Below are 25,123 nucleotides of genomic sequence, written 5' to 3' on the forward strand. Positions count from 1 at the left end.
GTCAGTTCCCGAGCATTCCGGTCCACAGATCGGGGAAGTCCGGCAGGGTCTTCGCCGTCGTCGCCACGTTCTCGATCCGTACGCCGTCGACCGCGAGGCCGATGATCGCGCCCGCGGTGGCCATGCGGTGGTCGTCGTAGGTGTGGAAGGTGCCGCCGTGCAGCGGGCGCGGGCGGATGTGGAGGCCGTCGGCCGTCTCGGTGACGTCGCCGCCGAGTTCGTTGATCTCCTTGGTGAGCGCGGCCAGCCGGTCCGTCTCGTGCAGCCGCAGATGGGCCACACCGCGCAGCGTCGAGGGGGAGTCGGCGAGAGCCGCGACCGCCGCGATGCCGGGGGTCAGCTCACCGACCTCGCCCAGGTCCACCTCGATGCCGTGGATCGAGCCGGAGCCGGTGAACTGGAGGCCCCGGTCGGTCAGTTCGCAGGAACCGCCCATCTCGGTGAAGATCTCCCGCAGCCTGTCGCCCGGCTGGGTGGTACGCGCAGGCCAGTCGGGGATGACGACCTTGCCGCCGGTGACCAGGGCGGCCGCCAGGAACGGCTGGGCGTTCGACAGGTCCGGCTCGACCGTCAGGTCGCGGCCGAGGAGCGCGCCCGGCGTGACCCGCCAGACGTTCGGCTCGCCGCCCGACTCCGGGGTGTCCACCTGGGCGCCGATCGACCGCAGCATGTCGACCGTCATACGGATGTGCGGCATGGACGGGAGTGTCGAGCCCGTGTGCCGTACCTCGACGCCCTGGTTGAAACGCGGGCCGGAAAGAAGGAGAGCGCTGACGAACTGGCTGGATGACGACGCGTCGATCTCCACCGGGCCGCCCTCCAGCGCCCCGCTGCCGTGCACGGTCAGCGGCAGCGCGCCCCTGCCGTCGTCGTCGATACGGGCGCCGAGGGTGCGCAGGGCGTCGATCACGCCGTTCAGGGGCCGCTCGTACGAACGCGGGTCGCCGTCGAAGCGGATGGGGCCGTCGGCGAGCGCGGCGACCGGCGGCAGGAAGCGCATCACCGTGCCGGCGTTGCCGACGTCGACCGTGGCCGGGCCGTGCAGGCCCGAGGGGATGACACGCCATGCCTCGCCGGAGCCGTCGGGGCCGACGCCCTCCTCGATGCCGACGCCCATCGCACGCAGGGCACCGGCCATCAGGAGGGTGTCGCGGGAGCGCAGCGGGCGACGCAGCCAGCCGGGCTCCGCCGCGAGGGCGGCGAGGACGAGCGCGCGGTTGGTGACCGACTTCGACCCGGGCACGTGGACCGTCGCGTCGACGGCTCCGCTCGCGTGCGGGGCGGGCCAGAGGGCGGTGTGCGAGGGGTTAGCGGTCATGCGCCCCACTTTAATGGCTGGGGATGAGAGGAGATCTTGATCAAAGGCGGCGAAACCCGAACGGAAACGCTCCGCTGGGGGGGGTGCAGTGAGGCCGGTATGGAGGGTGCGGGTTCGTTGTGGCTTGTCGCGCCCCGCGGCGGAGCCGCACAACGACACAGCCCCGCGCCCCTGATGACGCCTGCCCCTTCGGGGCGCGTCATAGCTCCAAGAGCCACCTGCCCCCGCCTATCAGTGAACACAGCGACACCGCGTGGAACAGGAACAGCCACATGCCCGCCGGGACGTGGGTCAGGCGGGAGAGTTGGTCCGCGTCCGAGTCGCCCGCGTTTCCCCTGGTTCGCTTGGCCTGGAGTTCGAAGGCCGGGCGGACGCCGCCGAGGAGGAGGAACCAGACCACGGCGTACGCGAAGGCCGCCTGCACCTGAGGGCCGGCCAGCCAGGACACCACCACGAACGTGGCGCCGGTGAGCAGGACCGTGAGGGCGCCGTACGCGTTGCGGATCATCACCAGCATCGCCACGAGCAGCAGCGTGGCCAGCCAGAGGAGGGCGGTGATGTGGCCCGCGGCGAGGAGGGCGGCGCCGCCGAGTCCGAGCAGCGGGGGAGCGGTGTAGCCCGAGGCCGCGGTGAGGATCATGCCGAGGCCGGTCGGCTTGCCGCGGCTGACCGTGAGGCCGCTGGTGTCGGAGTGCAGCCGGATGCCGCTGAGACTGCGGCCCGTCAGCAGTGCGACCAGACCGTGGCCGCCCTCGTGGGCGATGGTGATGGCGTTGCGCGCGAGCCGCCAGATGTTGGGCGGGACGATCACGGCGAGGGCGGCGACCATCGTGGCGATGACCACCCAGGTGTCGGGGTCGGGCTGGCTCCCGAACACCTCGTCCCAGAGGGTGGCCAGCGAGGTGGCGGCGATGCTGTCCATTGTCGGTGAGGGCTCCTCTGGATAGCTCGGAATCTGGCAGTGTGGCACGTATGTGCGGACGGTATGCAGCGAGTCGTAGGCCCGAGGATCTCGCAGGAATCTTTGAGATCGAGAAGTGGGAGCCGGAGGAGGCTCTGGACCCCGACTACAACGTGGCTCCGACCAAGGAGGTCTACGCGGTCCTGGACCGTCCTCTTAAGGACGCGGAGGACCCTGAGCCGGTTCGTCAGCTGCGCCGGCTCAAGTGGGGTCTCGTCCCGTCCTGGTCGAAGACCCCCGAGGGCGGCGCCCGGATGATCAACGCCCGCGCGGAGACGGTGCACGAGAAGCCCTCGTACCGGCGGGCCTTCACCTCCCGGCGCTGCATCATCCCCGCCGACGGCTATTACGAGTGGGTGACCGGGACCTCCGAGCGCGACCTGGAGGTCGAGGGCAAGAAGAAGCGGCCGCGCAAGCAGCCGTACTTCGTGCTCCCCGCCGACGGGTCCGTCTTCGCGATGGCCGGGCTGTACGAGTTCTGGCGGGACAAGACGCTGCCCGACGACCATCCGCGGTCCTGGTGGGTGACGTGCTCCGTCATCACCACGGAGGCGGAGACCACGCCGCTCGCGGTCGCGCCGGAGGAAGGGCCGCGCTCGCTCGCCGACATCCACCCGCGCATGCCGCTCATGCTCACCCCGGACCGCTGGGACTCCTGGCTCGACCCGGCCCGCAAGGACGTCGAGGACCTGCGCTCCCTGCTCGCGCCGCCGCCGGAGGGACTGATGCGGGCGTACCCCGTCTCCACGGCGGTGAGCAACGTCCGTAACAACGGGCCGGAGCTGCTGAAGGAGCTGGAAGGCCCCGAAGAGGGCACACTTTTCTGACGTGACGAACGTGAGGAACGTGACACAGAGCAAGACGGCAGAAACGGTCGAGACCGACGCGGGTACGGCCCGCGTCACCTGGCGCCGGGCGAAGAAGGCACGGCTCGTCCTCGCCGTCAGCCATGGCGCCGGCGGCGGGATCGAGGCACGCGACCTCGAGGCGCTCGCCGCCGCGCTGCCCCCGCACGGCGTGAGCGTGGCGCTCGTCGAGCAGCCCTGGCGGGTGGCCGGGAAGAAGCTGGCGCCGCCGCCGAAGACGCTGGACGTCGGATGGCGGGGACTGTGGTCCGTGGTCGCGAAGCCCGGGCTCCCCGTGATCGCCGGAGGCCGCAGCGCCGGAGCCCGCGTCGCCTGCCGCACGGCCACCGAACTCGGTGCCCACGCCGTCCTCGCGCTGAGCTTCCCCCTCCACCCGCCGGGCAAGCCCGAGAAGTCCCGCGCGGACGAACTGCTCGGCGCCGGGGTGCCCACGCTCGTCGTGCAGGGCGGCAACGACCCGTTCGGGAAGCCGGAGGAGTTCCCGGCGGGCTCGTACGAGATGGTCGAGGTGCCGTACGGAGATCATGGGTTCGCCGTGCCGAAGCGTGCGCCGATCGACCAGGACCAGGCCCTGAAGGTGATCACCGAGGCCGTGTTGGAGTGGACTTCATCACTCGGGTGAAGCCCGGGAATGTTGAGCGGGAGACCTCTGTTGTGCGGATCAGACAGCACGGCCTGTGCTGTGAGAAGTCGTACGAGAGGAAGTCCGCCGCATGGGTTCGACCATTTGCCCGAGCCGTAGCAGCAGCGCTGACCTGGACTGGTCGGTTCTGCATGCGGCAAAGACCACCCCTATTCGGGCGGCGGGCGGGGCGGATCGTCGTCTATCCTCCGATTCTGGTGGGACCGGTTTCGGTCCTGCCCAGACTCTGGAGGAGGTGGGTCCGGTCACAGGGACCGACGCAGGGACCGATCACGGCCAGGCGGAGCAGCCCGAAGGCCTGGGCAGCAGCGAGTCGACCGCGGAGCGCAGCGCGCGCTTCGAGCGGGACGCGCTGGAGTTCCTCGACCAGATGTACTCGGCCGCGCTGCGCATGACGCGCAACCCGGCCGACGCCGAGGACCTGGTGCAGGAGACGTACGCGAAGGCGTATGCGTCCTTCCACCAGTTCCGCGAGGGCACCAACCTCAAGGCGTGGCTGTACCGGATCCTCACGAACACCTTCATCAACTCGTATCGCAAGAAGCAGCGCGAGCCCCAGCGCTCCGCCGCCGAGGAGATCGAGGACTGGCAGCTCGCGCGCGCCGAGTCGCACATGTCGACCGGTCTGCGCTCCGCCGAGTCGCAGGCGCTCGACCACCTGCCCGACTCGGACGTCAAGGAAGCGTTGCAGGCGATCCCCGAGGAATTCCGCATCGCCGTCTATCTCGCGGACGTAGAGGGCTTTGCGTACAAGGAGATCGCGGACATCATGGGGACACCCATCGGTACGGTGATGTCCCGGCTGCACCGGGGCCGCCGCCAGCTGCGCGGCATGCTCGAGGACTACGCCAAGGACCGCGGCCTGGTCCCGGCTGGCGCCGGAGAGTCGGACGGAACGAAAGGCTCGGGCTCATGAGCTGCGGAGAGCCGCACGAGACGGACTGCAGTGAAGTACTCGATCATCTCTACGAGTTCCTCGACCACGAGATGCCCGACTCCGACTGCACCAAGTTCGAGCAGCACTTCGAGGAGTGCTCGCCGTGTCTGGAGAAGTACGGGCTCGAGCAGGCCGTGAAGAAGCTGGTCAAGCGGTGCTGCGGCCATGACGACGTGCCGACCGATCTGCGTTCGAAGGTCATGGGCCGTATCGAGTTGATCCGTTCCGGCCAGGTCGTGCCCGAGCACGACGTGACGGCCTCGCCCCAGGCCGCGACACCTCAGGAGTCCTGAACTGCGAGCTCCCTTCGGGGAGTTGTCGCAGTTGTCACTCGAACGTGCGAATCCGCGGTCCTTGAGGCCGCTGAATCGGGCATAGCCACCCCCGCGCCACCCCCATCGCCATATTCTCCGGAGCCTGAACGGGCTTGACCGGGGCCCGCCGGACACGGGCCACGGGGAGGGCGCGATGGGGTCGATGCGGGGGTCGATTCCGCCCCGGGCCTGTTTCTACGTCGCTTGTGTCGTCCTGGGCGCCGGAGTGTGCCTGGTCCCGTTGTCGGACCTCCGCACCCCCTGGGCCGCGATCGCGCTGCTCGCCGTCCTGTACGCGGGATGCGAGCAGATCAACAGGTGGCGTCCCGCCGGGCGTTACGCCCTTCAGGGCATGGGCACCTTCTTCCCCGTACTCCTCGCCGGAGCCTTTCTGCTGCCGCCGCCCGCCGCGGCGCTCGTCGTGCTGCCGGGGGCGCTGCTGTCCCGGGTGGAGCAGCGGCCGCGGTGGCTGCGCCGGGTGTGGCGGGCGGCCCGGCTCGTGCTCGGGGTCTGGGCGGCGTCGCGTGTGCACTGGGCGCTCGGCGGGCGGGACGCGGTCGTCGAGGCCGACTTCCCCTACGCGCTCGGGCCGGCCGGGGCCGCGGTGCTCGCCTTCTGCGCCGTGCTGACGGTTCTCGACGGGGGCATTCTCGCGACCGCCGAGCGGGTGCCGCTACGGGCCGCCTGGCGCGGGCTCTTCACCCGCTCGCTCGCGCCCGTCGCCGTGCACGGGCTCGCCGGGCTGATGATGGCGGTGCTCTGGCGCAGTCCGTACGGGCCGGTCGCCGCGTTGCTCGTGCTGCTGCCGATGTACGTGTCCTGGTGGGTGTTCGCGCAGTACCACCGGGAGCGGGGCGCCCATCAGGCCACGATTCGCGCGCTCGTGCAGGCCGTTGACATCAAGGACGGGTATACGCGCGGGCACAGTGAGCGGGTGGGGCAGGCGTCGATGATGATCGCGCGCGAACTGGGCATGGACGACGAGCGGGCCGAGGCGCTCAGGTTCGCCGGGATTCTGCATGACGTGGGCAAACTCGGCGTTCCCACACGGCTGTTGCGGAAGGACGGGCCGCTGACTCCCCAGGAGCGGCGGGTGATCGAGCTGCATCCCGAGTACGGACACGAGATGGTGCGCGGGATCGGTTTTCTCGGGGAGGCCCGGTCGGCGATTCTGCATCACCATGAGCGGCTGGACGGGAGCGGGTATCCGTATGGGCTGACCGGTCGTCAGATACCTGAGTTCGCACGGGTGGTGGCGGTCGCCGACGCGTTCGACGCGATGACGTCGACTCGGTCGTATCGGCGTGCGCGGCCGGTCGCGGCGGCGCTGGAGGAGCTGGGGCGGTGTGCGGGGGCGCAGTTCGATCCGCGGATGGTGGAGGCGTTGGCGCTGGCGCTCGGCCGGGAGGGGTGGCATCCGGCTGTGACGGCGGACGAGACGCCGCTGTGCGGCGAGGTTCCCCCGCCCGCACCGCCCGCACGGCCCCTTTCCAGTGGGCCGGAAGAGCACCGCAAACCGGAAGAGCACCGCAAAAGCGTCGACGGGGCCAGGCCATGAATCCCCCTCGCCCACCGCTCCCCCTGATCCTCGTCCGGGCCGCCGTCGTCCTCCTCGTAGCAGTCGCCCTCGCCGTCACTCTCTGGCGCGGTCTCGACGAACGCGGGGCGGCCCTCGCGTTCGGGCTGCTCATCGCCGTCGGGGAGCTCGCTCGGTGGAGCGGTGCCGAGGAGCGGGAGTCGGCGCCGCTCGGGGCCGCCGGGGCCCTCGCGTACGCCCTGCTCGGGGAGAACGGCGGGCAGCCCACCCACCACGGCGTCCTCCAGGTCGTCGCCGTGGTCGTGGCGGCCTCGCTCCTGGGGTGTGTGCCCCACGTGGCCAAGGGGCACGGGCCCACCATCGACCACCTCACCAGGCGCGTACTCACCGTCACCTTCGCCGCCGTGTGCTTTCAACCCCTCTACAACCAGGGCAGGTTGAAGGAGTGGGCCGGGGAAGGACCGCTGTACGCGGTGCTTGTCGTCGCGCTGCTCGTGCTGACCGCTCTGTGGGACGCCGTACTGGCCGCCGCGATGGCGCACGCGCGGACCCGGTGGCCCTTCGGGCCGTTGCTGCGGGACGAGCTGCGCGGCACGCTCGGCATCGGGTCGGCGGTCTGTGCGACCGGAGCCGTGATGGCGCTGGCGGTCGCCGTCGCGGGACTGTGGGCGCTGCCGGTCTTCTCCCTGCCGCTGCTGCTCACGCAGCTGTCCTTCCGGCGGTACGCGGCCGTACGGACCACCTACCGCCAGACCATCGCCTCCCTCGCGCGGGCCACCGAGATCGCCGGCTACACCCCGGCGGGGCATGCCAGGCGCGTGGCCGCGCTCAGCCGAGCCGTGGGCCGTGAGCTGGGGCTCTCCGAGCCCCAGCTGACCGTTTTGGAGTACGCGGCCCTGATGCACGACATCGGCCAGCTCTCGCTCGTCGACCCCGTGCCCGCCGGGGCCACCGCCGCCCTCGCCCCCGACGACCAGCGGCGCATCGCCCTGCTCGGCGGCGCCGTGGTGCGCCAGACCGGCGTGGACGCGGAGGTCGCCGTGGTGGTGGAGCGGCAGGCGGACCCGTACCGCGATCAGCCGGTCAGCGCCAGGATCGTACGGGCCGTGAACGCGTACGAGGAGAAGGCCAGGGAAGCAGGCCCCGGCGGGCCCCTGAAGGCGCTGGAGGAGCTGAGGCTGGGCACCGCCCGTGACTATCAGCCCGAGGTCGTGGAGTCGCTGGCCAGGGTGCTCGCAAGGACAGGAGGGACGGCGCGTGAGCCCCTCGGCTGAGGGCGGTGGTGGGAGACGGGCGGGCGGACTTACGCTGCCCCTGACTGGGTAACCCATGGGTAATGAGCGCCCGTCCGACCGTACGTGGTTGGATGCGAGGAAGAGGACATCAGGGGGCACAGTCCAGCCCGAGGCTGCACGCTCTTCAACGAACTGGCAGGCGGGAATCGTGAGGATCTTCGGCAAGGGACGGCACCGGCCCTCCGCCTCATGGCGGCAGGCCACCGACCGCGCGTTCACGTTGATCGGCGACGGCCGGTACGAGGACGCGGGCGCGCTGCTCACGCGTGCGGCGGACCTGGAGCCCTGGCTGTCCGAGTCCTGGTTCAACCTCGCCCTGCTGCACAAGTTCCGGCACGACTGGGAGCAGGCGCGGGCGGCGGGCTTGAGGGCCGTCGCACTGCTCGACCGGGAGACCGGGGCCCCTGATTGGTGGAACGTCGGGATCGCGGCCACCGCCCTGCAGGACTGGCCGCTGGCGCGGCGGGCCTGGCAGGCGTACGGGCTGTGGGTGCCCGGCGGTCCCTCCCGGCCGAAAGGCGGGGGCGCCACCGCCTTCGGCGAGCCGGTGGGCATGGACCTCGGGAGCGCCGCCGTACGGCTGTCGCCCGAGGGCGAGGCCGAGGTCGTGTGGGGGCGGCGGCTCGACCCCGCCCGGATCGAGGTCCTCTCCATTCCGCTGCCGTCCTCCGGGCGGCGCTGGGGCGAGGTCGTGCTGCACGACGGGGTGCCCCACGGTGAGCGGACGACCGCCGCCGGGCACGCCTATCCCGTCTTCGACGAGATCGAGCTGTGGGCGCCCTCTCCCGTGCCCACCTGGGTCGTGCTCCTGGAGGCGGAGACCGAGGGTGACCGGGATGCGCTGGAGCGGCTGGCGGCCGATGCGGGGTTCGCCGCCGAGGACTGGTCGTCCTCCGTGCGGCTGCTGTGCCGGATGTGCTCCGAGTCGCGGATGCCGTCCGACGAGGGCGATGGTGAGCATCTCGATCCGCATGATCACAGTGAGCCCGGGCATCCTGGGCCGCTCGGTCACCGTACCGACGGGCAGCTGTGGGTGCCCGAGCGGGAGTGCGGGGTGGCTGCGCCGGCTTCGCTGGTGAGGGGGCTGTTGGACGGGTGGGTTGCGGACAGCCCTGACTCTCGGGACTGGCGGGATCTGGAAGAGGTCTGTTAGCGGTTGTGAGGACTGTTGTCGGCTGCGGGTTCGTCGTGGCTGGTCGCGCAGTTCCCCGCGCCCCTGTCGGGGCGCGGCCCCCCGTACCCTGTATCAGCATCACACCCCTGTTTTCTAGGAAGGCTTACGTCGGTCATGGCGCAGCAGGACACTGAGCAGCAGCACTCCGGAGTGCTCCCCGTGGACGACGACGGCTTCGTCATCGACACCGAGGAGTGTGAGGAGCGCGAGACGGCCTACCGCGAGCGCGGCACCTCGCGGCCCATCACGGTCGTCGGGAACCCCGTGCTGCACAAGGAGTGCAAGGACGTCACGGAGTTCGGCCCGGAGCTGGACCAGCTGGTCGCCGACATGTTCGCCAGCCAGCGCACCGCCGAGGGCGTGGGCCTGGCCGCGAACCAGATCGGCGTCGACCTGAAGGTATTCGTCTACGACTGCGGGGACGACGAGGGCAACCGGCACGTGGGCGTGGTCTGCAACCCGGTGCTCGTCGAGCTGCCCGCCGACCGGCGCCAGTTGGACGAGAGCAACGAGGGCTGCCTGTCGGTGCCGACCGCGTACGCGCCGCTCGCCCGCCCCGACTACGCCGAGGTCACCGGGCAGGACGAGAAGGGCAATCCGATCAAGGTGCGCGGCACGGGCTACTTCGCGCGCTGCCTCCAGCACGAGACGGACCATCTGTACGGGTACCTCTACATCGACCGGCTCTCCAAGCGCGAGCGCAAGGACGCGCTACGGCAGATGGCCGAGAACGAGCCGCGGTACCCCGTGGTCGCGAACGACTGAGCCACTCCGCTGCGAGCCGGTCTGATCGCCTGTGCACGGCTGAGAACGCCTGAGAACGCCTGAGTACGGTGGAGAGCGGCCGAGAGCGGTTGTGACAGAAAACGACAGCTGGGACGCGAGTGTCCCGCACCCACGACGCCTGGCCGGATCCCCTTCCGACCAGGCGTCGTTCGCCTGTGCGTCGCACGTTCGATCCCTTGTGTGCCTGTAATGATCCGTATTCAGTCACAGGAGGGGGTGTTCTCGGCACGGTGGGGTAGTGAGCGAAGCAAATCCGTTCCCAGAACGGTCAGTTGTGGTGCTGAATGGGAAGTGCGGGGATACGCAACGGCGCGCGCCCGGCACAGCGGGAGGGGCGTGTCGCCAACAGGCGGCTGAGAGGGGTTTGTTCGTGCCTGCTTTCCCACAGAGCACCACAACGACACACACTGCGATCTCGGTTCCACCGGCGCTCTCTCTCCCGGTGATCGAGACCGAGTTTCCCCGTCAACTCCATCCCTATTGGCCCCGTCTTCAGGAGAAGACCAGGGCCTGGCTCCTGGAAAAACGCCTCATGCCCGCGGACAAGATTGAGGCATATGCCGACGGGCTTTGCTACACCGACCTCATGGCGGGCTACTACATTGGCGCGCCCGACGAGGTCCTCCAGGCGATAGCGGACTACAGCGCGTGGTTCTTCGTCTGGGACGACCGCCACGACCGCGATGTCATCCACGGCCGGCCGGCGGCCTGGCTCAGGCTCAGGCACCGACTGCACACGGCCCTCGACTCCCCGCGGGACCATCTGCACCACCAGGATCCCCTGGTCGCGGGGTTCGCGGACAGCATGGTGCGGTTGTACTCGTTCCTGAGCAAGGGGTGGAACGCGCGGTTCGCCGAGCACTTCCACGCCGTCATCGAGGCGTACGACCAGGAATTCCGCAATCGTAGGTCGGGAACCGTTCCGACCGTCGAGGACTATCTCGAACTGCGGCGGAAGACTTTCGCGCACTGGATCTGGCTCGACCTGCTCGAGCCCAGCGCGGAGTACGAACTCCCCACCGCCGTACGACAGAATCCCGCATACCGGCGGGCTTCTCTGCTGTGCCAGGATTTCGCCGCCTGGTACAACGATCTGTGTTCGCTCCCCAAGGAAATCGCGGGCGACGAGGTCCACAATCTCGGAATCAGTCTCATTCATCACGAGGGAATGCGACTTGAAGAAGCGGTCAAGGAAGTGCGGCGGCGGGTCGAGGGATGTATCACCGAATTCCTCGATGTCGAACAAGAGGTATTGCGGTACGCCGACCGCATCGACAACGGGTCCGTGCGGGGCGCCGAATTAGCGGCGGCCGTACGGGCGTGTCTGTTCAATATGCGGAACTGGTTCAGTTCCGTGTACTGGTTCCACCACGAGTCCGGCCGGTACATGGTCGACAGCTGGGACGACCGCTCCACACCCCCGTACGTCAACAACGAAGCGGCAGGTGAGAAATGACCGTCGAGTCCGTCAAACCCGCGGCACCTCAGGCGGCAGAGCTCCGCACCCCGCCCCTCGCCGGGGGCGGCGTCCCCGGCCTCGGCCACGGCCTGAAACTGGTGCGCGACCCGCTGGGCTTCCTCGCCCGGCTGCGCGACGAGGGCGACGTCGTCCGGCTCAGGCTGGGCCCGAAGACGGTGTACGCGGTCACCACGCCGGCCCTCACCGGAGCGCTGGCGCTGAGCCCCGACTTCAAGATCGACGGGCCGCTCTGGGAGTCCCTCGAAGGCCTGCTCGGCAAGGAGGGAGTGGCGACCGCCAACGGGCCGCGGCACCGGCGCCAGCGGCGGACCATCCAGCCTGCGTTCCGGCTCGACATCATCCCCGAGTACGGGCCGATCATGGAGGAGGAGGCGCACGGCCTCGCGGAGCGCTGGCAGCCCGGCGAGACGATCGACTGCACCTCGGAGTCGTTCCGGGTCGCCGTCCGCGTCGCGGCCCGCTGTCTGCTGCGCGGCGACTACATGGACGAGCGGGCCGAGCGGCTGAGCATCGCGCTCGCCACCGTGTTCCGCGGCATGTACCGACGCATGGTGATCCCGGCGGGACCGCTCTATCGGCTGCCGCTCCCGGCCAATCGCAAATTCGACCGCGCATTGGCCGATTTGCACCTCCTGGTCGACGAGATCGTCGCCGAACGCCGGGCATCTGGTCAAAAGCCGGACGATTTGCTGACGGCATTGCTGGAAGCGAAGAACGAGAATGGCGACCCGATCGGCGAACAGGAGATCCACGACCAGGTCGTCGCGATACTCACGCCCGGCAGCGAAACCGTTGCTTCCACGATCATGTGGCTGCTGCAGGTGCTCACTGAACATCCGGAACACGCGGACCGGGTACGCGAAGAGGTCAAATCCGTCGCGGGGGACCGTCCTGTCGCATTCGCGGACGTGAGGAAGCTGTCCCACACGAACAATGTTGTCGTCGAGGCCATGCGGCTGCGTCCCGCCGTATGGATATTGACGCGCCGGGCCGTGACCGAAACCGAACTGGGCGGGTATCGCATTCCTGCCGGTGCCGACATCGTCTACAGTCCGTACGCGATCCAGCGGGATCCGCGTTCGTACGACGGGCACCTGGAGTTCGACCCCGACCGCTGGCTTCCGGAACGCGTCAAGGACGTGCCGAAGTACGCGATGAGCCCGTTCAGCACGGGTAACCGCAAGTGCCCGAGTGACCACTTCTCGATGGCCCAGCTCACCCTCATCACGGCCGCGGTGGCGTCACGCTGGCGCCTCGAGCAGGCGTCCGAGTCCAACGACGCGACCCGGGTGGGCATCACGCTGCGGCCGCACCGGCTGCTGCTGAAGCCGGTGCCGCGCTGACCGTGCCGCGCTGACCGGGCGAGGGTGTCCGAGCGGCGCTGAGTGACGGCCGTGACGGCGTACGTTCAGGCGGCCTGCGGGCCCCTGAACGTACGCCGGTACGCGTTCGGAGTCGTCCCCAGCGAGCGTACGAACTGATGGCGCAGCGCGGCCGCGGTCCCGAACCCCGTGCGGCTCGCGATGAAGTCCATCGTCTCGTCGGTGGCCTCCAGCAACTCCTGGGCCAGCAGCACCCGTTGACGCAGCAGCCAGCGGTACGGGGTCGTCCCCGTCTCCTGCTGGAAGCGACGGGCGAAGGTGCGCGGGGACATGTGCGCGCGAGCGGCGAGCTGCTCGACGGTCACCTCCTCGTCGAGGTGGCGCTCCATCCAGACGAGCGTCTCGCCGACCGTGTCGCAGGGCGCGCTCGGCAGCGGCCGCTCGATGTACTGGGCCTGCCCGCCGTCCCGGTGCGGAGGCACGACCATACGGCGCGCGATGGTGTTGGCGACCTCCGGTCCCTGCTCCTTGCGGACGATGTGGAGACAGGCATCGATTCCGGAGGCGGTGCCGGCCGAGGTGATCACCGGGTCCTCGTCGACGTACAGCACATCGGGTTCGACGATCGCCAGCGGATGGCGCCGGGCGAGCTCCTCCGCCTGGCTCCAGTGGACCGCGCTGCGCCGCCCGTCGAGCAGCCCCGCCGCGCCGAGCACGAAGACCCCCGAGCAGACGCTGAGCACCCGCGCACCGCGGTCGACAGCCCTGACCAGGGCGTTGAGCAGCTCGGGCGGATAGCTGCGCCTGACGTAGTCGCTCCCAGCCGGTACGGCGATCAGGTCGGCCTCTTCGAGCCGTTCGAGGCCGTACGGAGTGGAGATCGTGAGCCCGGGGACATGGGTGCCGAGCGTCGCACCCGGCCCCTCGGCCGAGGCGACCGCGAAGTCGTACACCGGCAGACCCTCGTCGCTGCGGTCGAGGCCGAACACCTCGCAGACGACGCCGAGTTCAAAGGGATGCACACCGTCGAGCAGGACGGCGGCCACGTTGTTCAGCATGCTGCCAGTGTGCACCCGATCTGGCAGGAAATCGAGGGTGTGCGGCAGTCCTGCCACTGACGGTAAGGAGCATTCGGCGCGACAGTGGTGTCCATGGATACGACACAGCTGGAAGGCCTGATCGGAATGCTCTTCGTCCTCGGAATCCTGGTCCTGCTCGTCCTCCCCGCGGTGATCGGCATCGTGCGCGACCGGCGCATCGACCGTCAGCTCAGGGAGGCCGAGCAGGGACACCGGGAGGATCAGAAGTCCTCGTCGAAGCCGACGGAACCCTCCACCGCCACCTGGTACGCCGAAGGACGCCGCTCGAAGAAGTTGGTCAACTCCTGAACGCCCTGAAGCTCCATGAAGGAGAAGGGGTTCTCGGAGCCGTACACGGGCGCGAAGCCGAGGCGCTGGAGGCGCTGGTCGGCGACGCACTCCAGGTACTGCCGCATCGAATCGGTGTTCATCCCCGGGAGGCCGTCACCGCACAGGTCGCGCGCGAACTGCAGCTCGGCCTCGACGGCCTCCCGGAGCATGTCGGTGACCTGCTCCTGAAGCCGGTCGTCGAAGAGCTCCGGCTCCTCCTTGCGGACGGTGTCCACGACCTCGAAGGCGAAGCTCATGTGCATCGTCTCGTCGCGGAACACCCAGTTGGTGCCGGTTGCCAGGCCGTGCAGCAGACCCCGGCTGCGGAACCAGTAGACGTACGCGAAGGCTCCGTAGAAGAACAGCCCCTCGATGCACGCCGCGAAGCAGATGAGGTTGAGCAGGAAGCGGCGGCGGTCGGCCTTGGTCTCAAGGCGGTCCAGCTTCTCGACCTCGTTGATCCACTTGAAGCAGAACTCGGCCTTCTCGCGGATAGACGGGATGTTCTCCACGGCGTCGAAGGCCGCGGCCCTGTCCTCCGGGTCGGGCAGATAGGTGTCGAGCAGCGTCAGGTAGAACTGGACGTGCACGGCCTCCTCGAAGAGCTGACGGCTCAAGTACAGCCGCGCCTCGGGGGAGTTGATGTGCTTGTAGAGCGTCAGGACCAGGTTGTTCGCCACGATCGAGTCGCCCGTCGCGAAGAACGCGACCAGCCGTCCGATCATGTGCTGCTCGCCCTGCGACAGCTTCGCCAGGTCGGCGACGTCCGAGTGGAGGTCGACCTCCTCGACGGTCCAGGTGTTCTTGATCGCGTCCCGGTAGCGCTCGTAGAAGTCGGGGTAGCGCATGGGGCGCAGGGTCAGCTCGAAGCCCGGGTCGAGCAGGTTCTTCTCGGTCTTTTCGGTCTTCTCGGGAGCGGTGGTCATTACTGGCAGGCCTCGCAGGACTCGGGGTTCTCAAGGGAGCAGGCGACGGCGTCGGGGGCGTCGGCCTGCTGTACGGGGATGGGGGCGGCCGCGGCCGCGGAGGAACCGGCGGCGCGGGCGATGCGCGTCGCCGGGCGCGAGCGCAGGTAGTACGTCGTCTTCAGGCCCGACTTCCAGGCGTACGCGTACATCGAGGAGAGCTTGCCGATGGTCGGCGTCTCCAGGAACAGGTTCAGCGACTGGGACTGGTCCAGGAACGGGGTCCGGGCGGCCGCCATGTCGATGAGGCCGCGCTGTGGGATCTCCCACGCCGTGCGGTACAGGTCGCGTACGTCCTGCGGCACCCAAGTGAAGCCCTGCACCGAGCCGCCCGATTCGCGCAGCGCCTCCCGGGTCTGCGCGTCCCACACGCCGAGCTTCTTCAGCTCGGCCACCAGGTATGAGTTGACCTGGAGGAACTCGCCGGACAGCGTCTCGCGCTTGAAGAGGTTGGAGACCTGCGGCTCGATGCACTCGTAGACGCCGGCGATCGACGCGATCGTGGCGGTGGGGGCGATCGCGAGCAGCAGCGAGTTGCGCATGCCGACGGAGGCGATCCGCTCCCGCAGCGCCGCCCAGCGCTCCGGCCAGGTCAACTCCACGTCGTAGTGGTCGGGGTGCAGCACACCCCGCGCCGTACGGGTCTTCTCCCACGCCGGCAGCGGCCCGTTCCGCTCGGCGAGGTCGGCGGAGGCCTCGTACGCGGCGAGCATGACCCGCTCGGCGATGCGGGTGGAGAGCGCGCGGGCCTCCGGCGAGTCGAAGGGCAGCCGCAGTTTGAAGAACACGTCCTGCAGACCCATCGCGCCCAGGCCCACCGGCCGCCACTTGGCGTTGGAGCGGCCCGCCTGTTCGGTCGGGTAGAAGTTGATGTCGACGACACGGTCGAGGAAGGTGACGGCGGTGCGGACGGTGGCGTCCAGCTGCTCCCAGTCGATGTCCCCGGTCGCTGTGTCGACAAAGGCGCCCAGATTCACCGAGCCGAGGTTGCAGACCGCCGTCTCCCCGTCGTCCGTGACCTCCAGGATCTCCGTGCAGAGGTTGGAGGAGTGGACCGTGTGGCCGGGCAGCGCGGTCTGGTTGGCGGTGCGGTTGGCGGCGTCCTTGAAGGTCATCCAGCCGTTGCCGGTCTGCGCGAGGGTGCGCATCATGCGGCCGTACAGATCGCGGGCCGGGATGGTCTTCTTGGCGAGACCCTGGTCCTCCGCCTTGCGGTACGCGGCGTCGAACTCCTCGCCCCACAGGTCCACCAGCTCGGGCACGTCGGACGGCGAGAACAGCGACCACAGGCGGTCCTCGTTCACCCGGCGCATGAACTCGTCCGGGACCCAGTGCGCGAGGTTCAGGTTGTGCGTACGCCGGGCGTCCTCACCGGTGTTGTCGCGCAGCTCCAGGAACTCCTCGATGTCGGAGTGCCAGGTCTCCAGGTAGACCGCGGCCGCGCCCTTGCGCCGGCCGCCCTGGTTCACGGCGGCGACCGAGGCGTCGAGGGTCTTCAGGAACGGCACGATGCCGTTGGAGTGCCCGTTCGTCCCGCGGATCAGCGAACCCCGGGAGCGGATACGGGAGTACGAGAGGCCGATGCCGCCCGCGTGCTTCGAGAGCCGCGCGATCTGCTGGTAGCGGTCGTAGATGGAGTCCAGCTGGTCCAGCGGGGAGTCGAGGAGGTAGCAGGACGACATCTGGGGGTGCCGCGTACCGGAGTTGAAGAGTGTGGGGGAGGAGGGGAGGTAGTCGAGGCGGCTCATCAGCCGGTACAGGGCGGCCACTTCGTCGACCGAGCGCGCGGTGTCGTCCTCGGCCAGCCCGCTCGCCACCCGCAGCATGAAGAACTGCGGTGTCTCGATGACGTACCGGGTGATCGGGTGCCGCAGGAGGTAGCGGCTGTGGAGGGTGCGCAGGCCGAAGTAGCCGAAGCGGTCGTCGCCTTCGAGGTCGATGAGGGCGTCGAGGCGGGCCGCGTGGAGCCGTACGAACTCGGCGGTGCGGTCGGCGATCAGGCCCTCGCGGTGCCCGACCGCGACGGACTCGGAGAAGGACCTGACCCCCTGTGAGGCGGCCTCCGCGGCGATGCTGATCGTCAGCAGGCGCGCGGCCAGCTTCGAGTACACCGGGTCCTCGGAGATGAGGCCTGCGGCCGCCTCGGTGGCCAGCTCGCGCAGTTCCGTCTCGTCCGCGGCGGCGGACCGGCCGCGCAGCGCGGCGGCGGCGACCCTGCCGGGGTCGGCGTCGGGGAGGTCGGCGGTGAGACCGGTCAGGGTCCGCAGCAACGCGGTCCCGGGTCCGTCGGCCTCGGCCTCGGCCTTGTCCGCGGCCCTGGACTCGGCGTTGTCCTGTGTCGCTTTCGCTGAGACCGGATCGGCTGGCGCGATGGTCACGTGGGGCTCTCCCTCGCTCGGCACGGGGCCTGCGGGGAGGGGGTTCGGGGCACACGGGAGTACACGCTCTGCGCAGCGGTACGCCGCGTCCACCGGCCCACTCCGCGAGGCCCGGACGTCATGGCACCCGGGCCGGACGGCCTGGGCACGCTGTCGGCAGGTCCTCGGACTGACTCTCGTACGACGGCATGCGGGCATACGCGTACAAGTACACCGTTGCGGGACAGTTCCGGATTCGCACCGGATTCCCCTGCGGCGACAGCGAGCATGAGCATACATCTTGTGCCGGGCTCGGAAAGCACCCCCACATGTTGTGTCGTGTCGGCTTCGGAGGGTGGTGTGGAACGTGTCAGAGCGTCAAGCCATAGGCGAGCAGCATGATGTCGTCGAGATGCGGGATCGGGTTCCAGTCGCGGTCGGGGGTGCGGGTGAAGCCGAGGCGTTCGTAGATGCGGTGGGCGCTGTGCATGGTGCGCTGGGTGGACAGCACGATGCGTACGCAGCCGTCCGTGGCCCGGGCGCGGTCGACGCAGGCACGGACGAGAGTCCCGCCCACGCCTCGACCGCGGGCCTCCTTCGCGACCGCCAGCATCCGTATCTCGGCCTCGCCCTCGCGCGCGATCTCGGCCATCGGACCGCCGGACGGCACGAACGTCACACCGCCGAGGACCCGGTCGCCCTCCACGGCCACCAGTACGTCGGCCGCGTCGGCCCGCTTCGCCACGTCCCGCAGCTCGCCGAGGTACTCGTCGCTCTCCCCGAAGTCGAGCAGCCCGTCGCCGAGGTAGGCCTGCGCGGTGATCTCGCCGACGGCCTCGTACTCCGCGGGCCGCGCCCGCCTGATCACGATGTCCATGTCTCGCAGTGTGCATCAGGCGTACGACACCGGTCGTCGGGTTTTCCCCGTCGGCGGCCCCGGCGTCGCGCTCGGATCTCAGCCCACGGCCGGCCACTGCGGCAGCGTCGCGACGAAGTCCTTAGTGAAGTCGCGCGGGCCCGGGCCGAGGGACACGCGGCCGGTGTGGCGGACGCGGGCGGTCAGTGCGGGCGACTCCGCGTAGTAGTTCCGGGCGGCGGCCGAGGGGACGAACACGGTCTGGCCGCGGGTGAGTTCGCTCGCGCACTCGACGACGACGGCTCCCTCCGCGAGCGTCACGAACGACTCGTCCGCGCACACGCCCACGGCGAGCGGATCGTGCAGCGGGCAGGCGTCGCCCCCGCCGTGGCGGCGGTACGCGTCCATGTAGACCCGCATCAGCCGGACGGCGAGCGCCGTGCCCGCCCCCGCGGCCTCCAGGGCGGCGAGGTCGGCCGGGCCGAAGAGCCAGCGGTGCGAGGCGTCCAGGTCGACCATGGTGAACGGGATGATGGAGGAGAGGACCACCTCGGCGGCGTCCGGGTCGGCCCACATGTTGAACTCGGCGACCGGGGTGATGTTCCCCGGCACGCGCGCGGTGCCGCCCATGAACACGAACTTCCGCACGCGGTGGTCGAAGGCGGGGTCCTCCAGGAGCGCGATCGCCACGTTGGTGAGCGGGCCCGTGGCGCATACGGTCAGCTCGCCCTCGTACTCCCTCGAGAGCCGCAGCAGTGCCTGCGCGGAGGACTCGGGCAGGTGGGCGGCGGTCGAGTCGGGCAGCGTCTCGTGGCCGAGGCCCGCGGGGCCGTGGAAGGCGGAGGCGGCCGCGTACGGGAGGCGGGTCAGGGGGCGGCCCGCGCCGCGGTGGACCGGGACGTCGGTGTCGATGCGCATTGCTCTGGCCAGGGCGCGGGCGTTGCGGTACGTCACGTCGGCGGGGAGGTTGCCGCCGACGGAGGTGTATGCCTTGAGGTCCCACAGTCCTGTGCCGAGCAGGTACTGCAGGGCCACGGCGTCGTCTATGCCGGGGTCGCTGTCGAGGACGATCGGTGAGCGGACGGTCACGACGACCAGCGTAACCGGGGGCGTTGCGCCGCCACCGTTCCTCGCCCCCGCCGCCCCTACCCGTCCCGTCCTTCCGGGGCTCCGCCCCAGACCCCGCTCCTCACACGCCGGAGGGGCTGATCTTCAGCGGGGTCCGGGGGCGAAAACCCTAGTGGCCCGCCCCAGCCGTAGCCGGCGGCAGTTCCACCTGGACCCCCTTGTCGCCCGAGTCGGCCGTGTAGTCCGTCGGGGACGTCTCGTCGATGCCCTCGGGAGCGTTGAAGGCCTTCAGCGCGAAGGTCAGGACGACCGTGACCACCACGTTCAGCACGAACGCCGTCAGACCGATGTACCCGATCTCCCCGATCCCCGGGATCTCCTTCGCCGAGCCACCGAAGTGCTTCTGGGTCGGCGAAGCCACCCCGTACGCGGCGATCGTCCCGTACAGCATGCCGACCGCCCACCCCGCGAGCAGCGCCCACCGGTGGAACCAACGGGTGAACAGGCCACCGACCAGCGCCGGGAAGGTCTGCAGGATCCAAATGCCGCCGAGCAGCTGGAAGTTGATCGCCACCGTCTTGTCCATCGTCAGGACGAAGACGAGCGCGCCCACCTTCACGAGCAGCGAGACCAGCTTGGAGACCTTGGTCTCCTGGGCGGGCGTCGCGTCGGGCTTGATGAAGTCCTTGTAGATGTTGCGCGTGAAGAGGTTCGCCGCCGCGATGGACATGATGGCCGCGGGCACGAGCGCGCCGATGCCGATCGCCGCGAAGGCCACACCCGCGAACCAGGCCGGGAACATGGTCTCGAAGAGCTGCGGGATCGCCAACTGGCCGTTGCTGACCTTGACTCCGGCCGCGATGGCCATGAACCCCAGCAGCGCGAGCAGGCCCAGCATCAGCGAGTACAGCGGCAGGATGGTCGTGTTGCGGCGGATCACCTCACGGCTGCGGCTGGACAGCGTCGCCGTGATCGAGTGCGGGTACATGAACAGCGCGAGAGCCGAGCCGAGCGCGAGCGTCGCGTACGTCCACTGGCCCGCCTCGCCGGGGGCGAGGGCACCGCGCGGCGCGCCGGTCGCCGGGTTGGTCTGGCTGTACGCCTCGCTCGCCTTGGCGAAGATCTCGTCGAAGCCGCCCAGCTTGATCGGGATGTAGATGATCGCGACGGCGATGACGATGTAGATCAGCGTGTCCTTCACGAACGCGATCAGGGCGGGCGCGCGCAGACCGGACGAGTACGTGTACGCGGCCAGCACACCGAAGGCGATGAGCAGCGGCAGGTCCTTGATGAACCAGTTGGTGTCCTCGCCGCCGCCGACGCCCATGACGTCGAGCACGGCCTGGATGCCGACCAGTTGGAGCGCGATGTACGGCATGGTCGCGAGGATGCCGGTCACCGCGACGGCCAGCGACAGGCCCTTGGAGCCGAAGCGCCCGCGCACGAAGTCCGACGTCGTCACGTACCCATGCTTGTGCGACACCGACCAGAGGCGGGGCAGGAAGGTGAAGATCAGCGGGTACACGAGGATGGTGTACGGGACCGCGAAGAAGCCGGCCGCGCCCGCCGCGTAGATCGCCGCCGGGACCGCAACGAACGTATAGGCCGTGTAGAGGTCGCCGCCGAGCAGGAACCAGGTGACCCAGGTGCCGAACGACCGCCCGCCCAGGCCCCATTCGTCGAGGCTGTTCTCGTTCGCGGCCCTGCGCCAGCGCGAGGCCAGGAAGCCCATGACCGTGACAGCCAGGAAGAAGAAGATGAAGACGGCGAGTGCCACGCCGTTCACGCCGTCGTTCATGCGGACGCGCCCCCGTTCTGAGACTTGCGGGCGCGCTGGTCACGGTTCCACAGCTTGTACGCGATCATCGTGAGCGCGGTCGAGATGAATACCCACAGCATCTGGTACCAGTAGAAGAACGGGATGCCGATGAAGGCCGGGTCGACCTTCGCGTACGAGCTGACCCAGAGCATCGCCACGAACGGCGCGATCAGGCAGAGGGCGATCACCACGCGGACCGGTGTGACCACCGGCGGTTTCACTTCAGGCGCCCCTGGCGCGTCCGACGCTTCAGACATACGGCGGCTCCGTCCCCTCACTGATCACCTGTGCAACGCGCAGGAAATCTAAGGGACGGTTTCGCTTTATGGAACCCCTGTCCGCATAACGGATGCGGCGTAACGCTCAGCGGCGGGCCGGCCGTCCAGCAGCAGGTCCGCCGCCGGTCAGCGGCAGACCCGTCGCCGGTCAGCAGCAGCGGAAGCCCTGCCGGGGGTCCTTCTCCTGACGGTCCGTACGCATCCGCTCGAACTCCCGGCGCGAGGGCACAGCAGCGTCGGGGTGGTCCTTGCGCACATGCGCGACATAGCGGTCGTACGCGGATTCGTCGGTGAACTCCCGTACGTACCAGCGCACGCCCCTAACTGCCCGGTGAAGCGCCAACCGCATCGCGCGCCTCCTCCTTCTCCGCCTTGGTCGGGATCAGCCCGGCCGGGGCGACGATCTTCGACTCGACGTACGGCGCCTCGCTGAGCGTGGAGAGCGCGGGGCGGCGTACATGCCTGATACATACCCGGGTCGCGTCCACGATCACGACCACGATGAGGAGGGCGAGGACCGCCGAGAGGACGCCGTCCACCGTGGAGTTCGTGACGATGGTGTGCATGTCGTCCATGTTCTTGGCGGGCGCCAGCACCTCACCCCGGTCGATGCCGTCCTGGTAGACCGAGCGCTGCTTGAAGAAGCCGACGCGCGGGTCGCTGGAGAACACCTTCTGCCAGCTCGCGGTGAGCGTCACCGTGGCGTCCCAGGCGAGCGGAATCCCGGTGATCCAGGCCCACTTGAGGCGCCCGGACTTCACCAGGAGGGTCGTGCAGACCGCCAGGGCGACCGCCGCGAGGAGCTGGTTGGAGATGCCGAAGATCGGGAACAGCTGGTTGATTCCGCCGAGCGGTTCGTGCACGCCCACCCACAGGAAGTAGCCCCACAGGCCGCAGACGATGCCGCTCGTGATGACCAGCCCGGGCTTCCAGCTCACGTTCTTGAAGGGTTTGTAGAGATTTCCCAGCGTGTCCTGGAGCATGAAGCGGCCCACCCGGGTGCCCGCGTCGAGCGCGGTCAGGATGAACAGCGCCTCGAACATGATCGCGAAGTGGTACCAGAACGCGCGCAGACTGTCCCCGGTCACCTCGGAGAAGATGTCCGAGATCCCGATCGCGAGCGTGGGCGCGCCGCCGGTCCGCGACAGCAGGGACGACTCCTCGACGTTCTGCGCCGCGGCCGCCAGGTCCGCGGGGGAGATCTGGTAGCCCCAACTCCCCACCACCTGCGAGGCGCTCTGGACCGAGTCCCCGATGACACCGGCCGGCGCGTTCATCGCGAAGTACAGGCCCGGGTCGATGATGGACGCGGCGACCAGCGCCATGACCGCCACGGACGACTCCATGAGCATGGAGCCGTACCCGATCATCCGGACCTGCGTCTCCTTCTGGATCATCTTCGGCGTCGTACCGGAGGAGATGAGGGAGTGGAAGCCGGAGAGTGCTCCGCACGCGATGGTGATGAAGACGAACGGGAAGAGCGAGCCCGCGAAGACCGGCCCGTCGCCGCGTCCGGCGAAGTCCGTGACCGCGTCCATCTTCAGCGTCGGCAGCGCGACGACCACACCGATCGCGAGCAGCCCGATGGTGCCGATCTTCATGAACGTCGAGAGGTAGTCGCGGGGCGCCAGCAGCATCCACACGGGCAGGATCGACGCGATGAAGCCGTACGCCACCAGCCAGATCACCAGCGTCGAGGGCGCGAGCGTGAACGTGTCGGCCCACGACGACTCGGCCACCCAGCGGCCCGCGACGAGCGCGAGCAGCAGCAGCGCGACGCCGATCAGCGAGACCTCGGCGACCCGCCCCGGCCTTAGAACCCGCAGGTAGAAGCCCATCAGCAGGGCGATCGGGATCGTCATCGCGATGGAGAAGGTGCCCCACGGCGACTCGGCGAGCGCGTTGACGATGACCAGCGCGAGCACGCCGAGCAGGATGATCATGATGGCGAAGGCGGCGAGCAGGGCTGCCGCGCCGCCGAACGGGCCGATCTCCTCGCGGGCCATCTGCCCGAGGGAGCGCCCGTCCCGGCGGGTGGAGAAGAACAGGACGACCATGTCCTGGACCGCACCCGCGAAGATCACACCGACGATGATCCAGATGGTGCCGGGCAAGTACCCCATCTGCGCGGCCAGTACGGGCCCCACCAGCGGGCCCGCGCCCGCGATCGCCGCGAAGTGGTGGCCGAGCAGCACCCGTCGGTCGGTCGGATGGAAGTCGATGCCGTTGTTGAGCCGCTCGGCGGGTGTGGCCCGGGTCTTGTCGACCTTGAGGACCTTGTACGCGATGAACTTCGCGTAGAAGCGATAGGCGATGGCGTACGAGCCGAGGGCGGCCGCCACCATCCAGGCGGCCGAGACGTCTTCGCCGCGCGAGAGTGCGAGGACGGACCAGCCGGTCGCGCCCACCAGCGCGACGAGGGTCCAGATGACGATGGTTTGCGGACTTGCCTTACGAGGGCCTTGAGGGGATGCCGTCCGGTGGCTGTCGGTACGCACGGGTCGTCCTCCCGTCCATGGGTGACGGGGGGACCGTAGAACAGGAAGGTGAGCTGCGCTACACCACGTGCACCAGGAGATGTCCGCCTCAGCGAACTCTCTTGCCCCGGCGGGCGCTTGGGCCGGTGGCCATCGTGCGGGTGGGTGGGGGCTGGTCGCGCCCACGCGGCGGAGCCGCATAGTGACACAGCCCCGCGCCCCTGAAAGACGGGGCTGCGCCCCTGTCTTTCGTATGTGGGGCGATAGCCCCTGCTTTTAAGGGGCGCGGGGAACTGCGCGACCAGCCACGACGCACCCGCAGCCGCCCACGCGCCTCCGCACGCCTACTCCGTGGGCCTCTTGAGCCGCGCAACGAACTTGTACCGGTCCCCCCGGTACACCGACCGCACCCACTCCACCGGCAGCCCACCCTTGTCCAACGAGTGCCGGGACAGCATCAACATCGGCAACCCCACATCCGTACCGAGCAGCCCGGCCTCCCGCGGAGTGGCCAGCGACGTCTCGATCGTCTCCTCGGCCTCGGCAAGGTGCACGTCGTACACCTCGGCCAACGCGGTGTACAGAGACGTGTACTTGACGAGCGACCGCCGCAGCGCGGGAAACCGCTTCGCGGACAGATGCGTCGTCTCGATCGCCATCGGCTCACCGCTCGCGAGCCGCAGCCGCTCGATACGCAGGACCCGTCCGCCGGCGGTGATGTCGAGGAGCTCGGCAAGCGTGTCGTCGGCGGTGATGTAGCCGATGTCCAGGAGCTGCGAGGTGGGTTCGAGGCCCTGCGCCCTCATGTCCTCGGTGTACGAGGTGAGTTGGAGCGCCTGCGAGACCTTCGGCTTGGCGACGAACGTGCCCTTGCCCTGGATGCGCTCGAGCCGGCCCTCGACGACCAGCTCCTGGAGAGCCTGCCGAACGGTCGTGCGCGAGGTGTCGAACTCGGCGGCGAGGGTGCGCTCGGGCGGTACCGGCGTACCGGGCGGCAGCGTCTCCGTCATGTCGAGCAGATGCTTCTTGAGGCGGTAGTACTTGGGCACGCGCGCGGTACGGATGGGTGCCCCACCCTCGTTCTCCGCACTGCTGACGTCGGTGCTCATACTCTGCCTTCCCGGCTCCGGGTGCCGATGCGGCCGACGTTCGCGTCGGCCACGGCTCACATCGTGGCACGGCTTGCCGTGCGAGGGTCCCCCCGCACGCTGCGTGATCCCCTCTATATACCGTCGGCGTCTCTTTTGGTCTAGTCCACCGC

Annotated in this window: 23 protein-coding genes and 1 riboswitch; of the genes, 11 read left to right on the forward strand and 12 right to left on the reverse strand. The window is 69.3% G+C overall.

Annotated features, from left to right (window positions below):
• Position 1: 1 nt before the first annotated feature.
• Both aroA and GAS53_RS20565 read right to left on the reverse strand, forming a co-directional pair.
• Entirely contained in the window at positions 2–1,318 is a 1,317-nt protein-coding gene (gene aroA / locus GAS53_RS20560; protein WP_151479102.1) for a 3-phosphoshikimate 1-carboxyvinyltransferase, read from the reverse strand.
• 199 nt (positions 1,319–1,517) lie between these two features.
• Positions 1,518–2,240 (reverse strand): M50 family metallopeptidase, encoded by a 723-nt coding sequence (locus GAS53_RS20565; RefSeq protein ID WP_151479103.1) that lies wholly within the window; start codon positions 2,238–2,240, stop codon positions 1,518–1,520.
• A 50-nt stretch (positions 2,241–2,290) separates the two neighbouring features.
• On the opposite strand from GAS53_RS20565, the gene GAS53_RS20570 reads away from it, so the two are divergent.
• The 10 genes from GAS53_RS20570 (at position 2,291) to GAS53_RS20615 (ending at position 12,654) form a co-directional block, all read left to right on the forward strand.
• On the forward strand, positions 2,291–3,106 hold the full coding sequence (locus GAS53_RS20570; RefSeq protein WP_151479104.1) for an SOS response-associated peptidase: 816 nt from the start codon (positions 2,291–2,293) through the stop codon (positions 3,104–3,106).
• A gap of 19 nt (positions 3,107–3,125) precedes the next feature.
• Positions 3,126–3,767: an alpha/beta hydrolase family protein gene (locus GAS53_RS20575; RefSeq protein ID WP_151479105.1), complete on the forward strand. Its 642-nt coding sequence runs from the start codon at positions 3,126–3,128 to the stop codon at positions 3,765–3,767.
• A gap of 256 nt (positions 3,768–4,023) precedes the next feature.
• Positions 4,024–4,704 (forward strand): RNA polymerase sigma factor SigR, encoded by a 681-nt coding sequence (gene sigR, locus GAS53_RS20580; protein ID WP_192583197.1) that lies wholly within the window; start codon positions 4,024–4,026, stop codon positions 4,702–4,704.
• Positions 4,701–5,018, forward strand: a complete 318-nt coding sequence (rsrA, locus tag GAS53_RS20585) for a mycothiol system anti-sigma-R factor (RefSeq protein ID WP_151479107.1) — start codon at positions 4,701–4,703, stop codon at positions 5,016–5,018. The genes sigR and rsrA overlap by 4 nt, the downstream gene beginning before the upstream one ends.
• A 184-nt stretch (positions 5,019–5,202) precedes the next feature.
• Positions 5,203–6,597, forward strand: coding sequence for an HD-GYP domain-containing protein (locus tag GAS53_RS20590; RefSeq protein ID WP_151479142.1), 1,395 nt, complete (start codon positions 5,203–5,205; stop codon positions 6,595–6,597).
• Positions 6,594–7,850 carry an HD-GYP domain-containing protein gene (locus tag GAS53_RS20595; protein ID WP_151479108.1) on the forward strand — a complete coding sequence of 419 codons (1,257 nt, stop codon included), beginning with the start codon at positions 6,594–6,596 and terminating at the stop codon, positions 7,848–7,850. The genes GAS53_RS20590 and GAS53_RS20595 overlap by 4 nt, the downstream gene beginning before the upstream one ends.
• A 169-nt stretch (positions 7,851–8,019) precedes the next feature.
• Positions 8,020–9,024: a tetratricopeptide repeat protein gene (locus GAS53_RS20600; RefSeq protein WP_151479109.1), complete on the forward strand. Its 1,005-nt coding sequence runs from the start codon at positions 8,020–8,022 to the stop codon at positions 9,022–9,024.
• A gap of 135 nt (positions 9,025–9,159) precedes the next feature.
• On the forward strand, positions 9,160–9,810 hold the full coding sequence (gene def / locus GAS53_RS20605) for a peptide deformylase (RefSeq protein WP_151479110.1): 651 nt from the start codon (positions 9,160–9,162) through the stop codon (positions 9,808–9,810).
• Positions 9,811–10,201: 391 nt separating this feature from the next.
• Positions 10,202–11,287 carry an epi-isozizaene synthase gene (gene cyc1, locus GAS53_RS20610; RefSeq protein WP_151479111.1) on the forward strand — a complete coding sequence of 362 codons (1,086 nt, stop codon included), beginning with the start codon at positions 10,202–10,204 and terminating at the stop codon, positions 11,285–11,287.
• Positions 11,284–12,654: a bifunctional albaflavenone monooxygenase/terpene synthase gene (locus tag GAS53_RS20615; protein ID WP_151479112.1), complete on the forward strand. Its 1,371-nt coding sequence runs from the start codon at positions 11,284–11,286 to the stop codon at positions 12,652–12,654. Before cyc1 ends, GAS53_RS20615 begins: the two co-directional genes overlap by 4 nt.
• A gap of 65 nt (positions 12,655–12,719) precedes the next feature.
• Here the strand turns inward: GAS53_RS20615 and GAS53_RS20620 are convergent, their stop codons facing one another.
• Positions 12,720–13,691, reverse strand: coding sequence for a helix-turn-helix domain-containing protein (locus tag GAS53_RS20620; RefSeq protein ID WP_151479113.1), 972 nt, complete (start codon positions 13,689–13,691; stop codon positions 12,720–12,722).
• A gap of 93 nt (positions 13,692–13,784) precedes the next feature.
• On the opposite strand from GAS53_RS20620, the gene GAS53_RS20625 reads away from it, so the two are divergent.
• Positions 13,785–14,021 (forward strand): hypothetical protein, encoded by a 237-nt coding sequence (locus tag GAS53_RS20625; RefSeq protein ID WP_192583199.1) that lies wholly within the window; start codon positions 13,785–13,787, stop codon positions 14,019–14,021.
• Here the strand turns inward: GAS53_RS20625 and GAS53_RS20630 are convergent.
• From GAS53_RS20630 to GAS53_RS20670, 9 genes are all read right to left on the reverse strand, one after another.
• Positions 13,934–14,968, reverse strand: coding sequence for a ribonucleotide-diphosphate reductase subunit beta (locus GAS53_RS20630; protein WP_151479114.1), 1,035 nt, complete (start codon positions 14,966–14,968; stop codon positions 13,934–13,936). The two genes, GAS53_RS20625 and GAS53_RS20630, sit on opposite strands and share 88 nt — an antisense overlap.
• Positions 14,968–17,385 carry a ribonucleoside-diphosphate reductase subunit alpha gene (locus GAS53_RS20635; RefSeq protein WP_151479115.1) on the reverse strand — a complete coding sequence of 806 codons (2,418 nt, stop codon included), beginning with the start codon at positions 17,383–17,385 and terminating at the stop codon, positions 14,968–14,970. Before GAS53_RS20635 ends, GAS53_RS20630 begins: the two co-directional genes overlap by 1 nt.
• 138 nt (positions 17,386–17,523) lie before the next feature.
• Positions 17,524–17,660: riboswitch (cobalamin riboswitch) on the reverse strand.
• Positions 17,661–17,734: 74 nt separating this feature from the next.
• A complete protein-coding gene (locus GAS53_RS20640) occupies positions 17,735–18,241 on the reverse strand; it encodes a GNAT family N-acetyltransferase (protein WP_151479116.1) in 507 nt (168 codons plus the stop codon).
• A 78-nt stretch (positions 18,242–18,319) separates the two neighbouring features.
• A complete protein-coding gene (locus tag GAS53_RS20645; RefSeq protein ID WP_151479117.1) occupies positions 18,320–19,309 on the reverse strand; it encodes a nucleoside hydrolase in 990 nt (329 codons plus the stop codon).
• Between the two features lie 148 nt (positions 19,310–19,457).
• Entirely contained in the window at positions 19,458–21,086 is a 1,629-nt protein-coding gene (gene mctP, locus GAS53_RS20650) for a monocarboxylate uptake permease MctP (protein ID WP_151479118.1), read from the reverse strand.
• Positions 21,083–21,364 carry a DUF3311 domain-containing protein gene (locus tag GAS53_RS20655; protein WP_192583200.1) on the reverse strand — a complete coding sequence of 94 codons (282 nt, stop codon included), beginning with the start codon at positions 21,362–21,364 and terminating at the stop codon, positions 21,083–21,085. Before GAS53_RS20655 ends, mctP begins: the two co-directional genes overlap by 4 nt.
• A gap of 169 nt (positions 21,365–21,533) precedes the next feature.
• Positions 21,534–21,734, reverse strand: coding sequence for a YbdD/YjiX family protein (locus GAS53_RS20660; RefSeq protein WP_151479119.1), 201 nt, complete (start codon positions 21,732–21,734; stop codon positions 21,534–21,536).
• Complete coding sequence (locus tag GAS53_RS20665; RefSeq protein ID WP_192583201.1) at positions 21,706–23,883, reverse strand: carbon starvation CstA family protein; 2,178 nt, start codon at positions 23,881–23,883, stop codon at positions 21,706–21,708. Before GAS53_RS20665 ends, GAS53_RS20660 begins: the two co-directional genes overlap by 29 nt.
• Positions 23,884–24,206: 323 nt before the next feature.
• Positions 24,207–24,971, reverse strand: coding sequence for a GntR family transcriptional regulator (locus GAS53_RS20670; protein WP_151479120.1), 765 nt, complete (start codon positions 24,969–24,971; stop codon positions 24,207–24,209).
• Between the last annotated feature and the right edge of the window lie 152 nt (positions 24,972–25,123).

The sequence above is a fragment of the Streptomyces albicerus genome, assembly GCF_008905045.1.
Classification (GTDB): Bacteria; Actinomycetota; Actinomycetes; order Streptomycetales; family Streptomycetaceae; genus Streptomyces; species Streptomyces albicerus.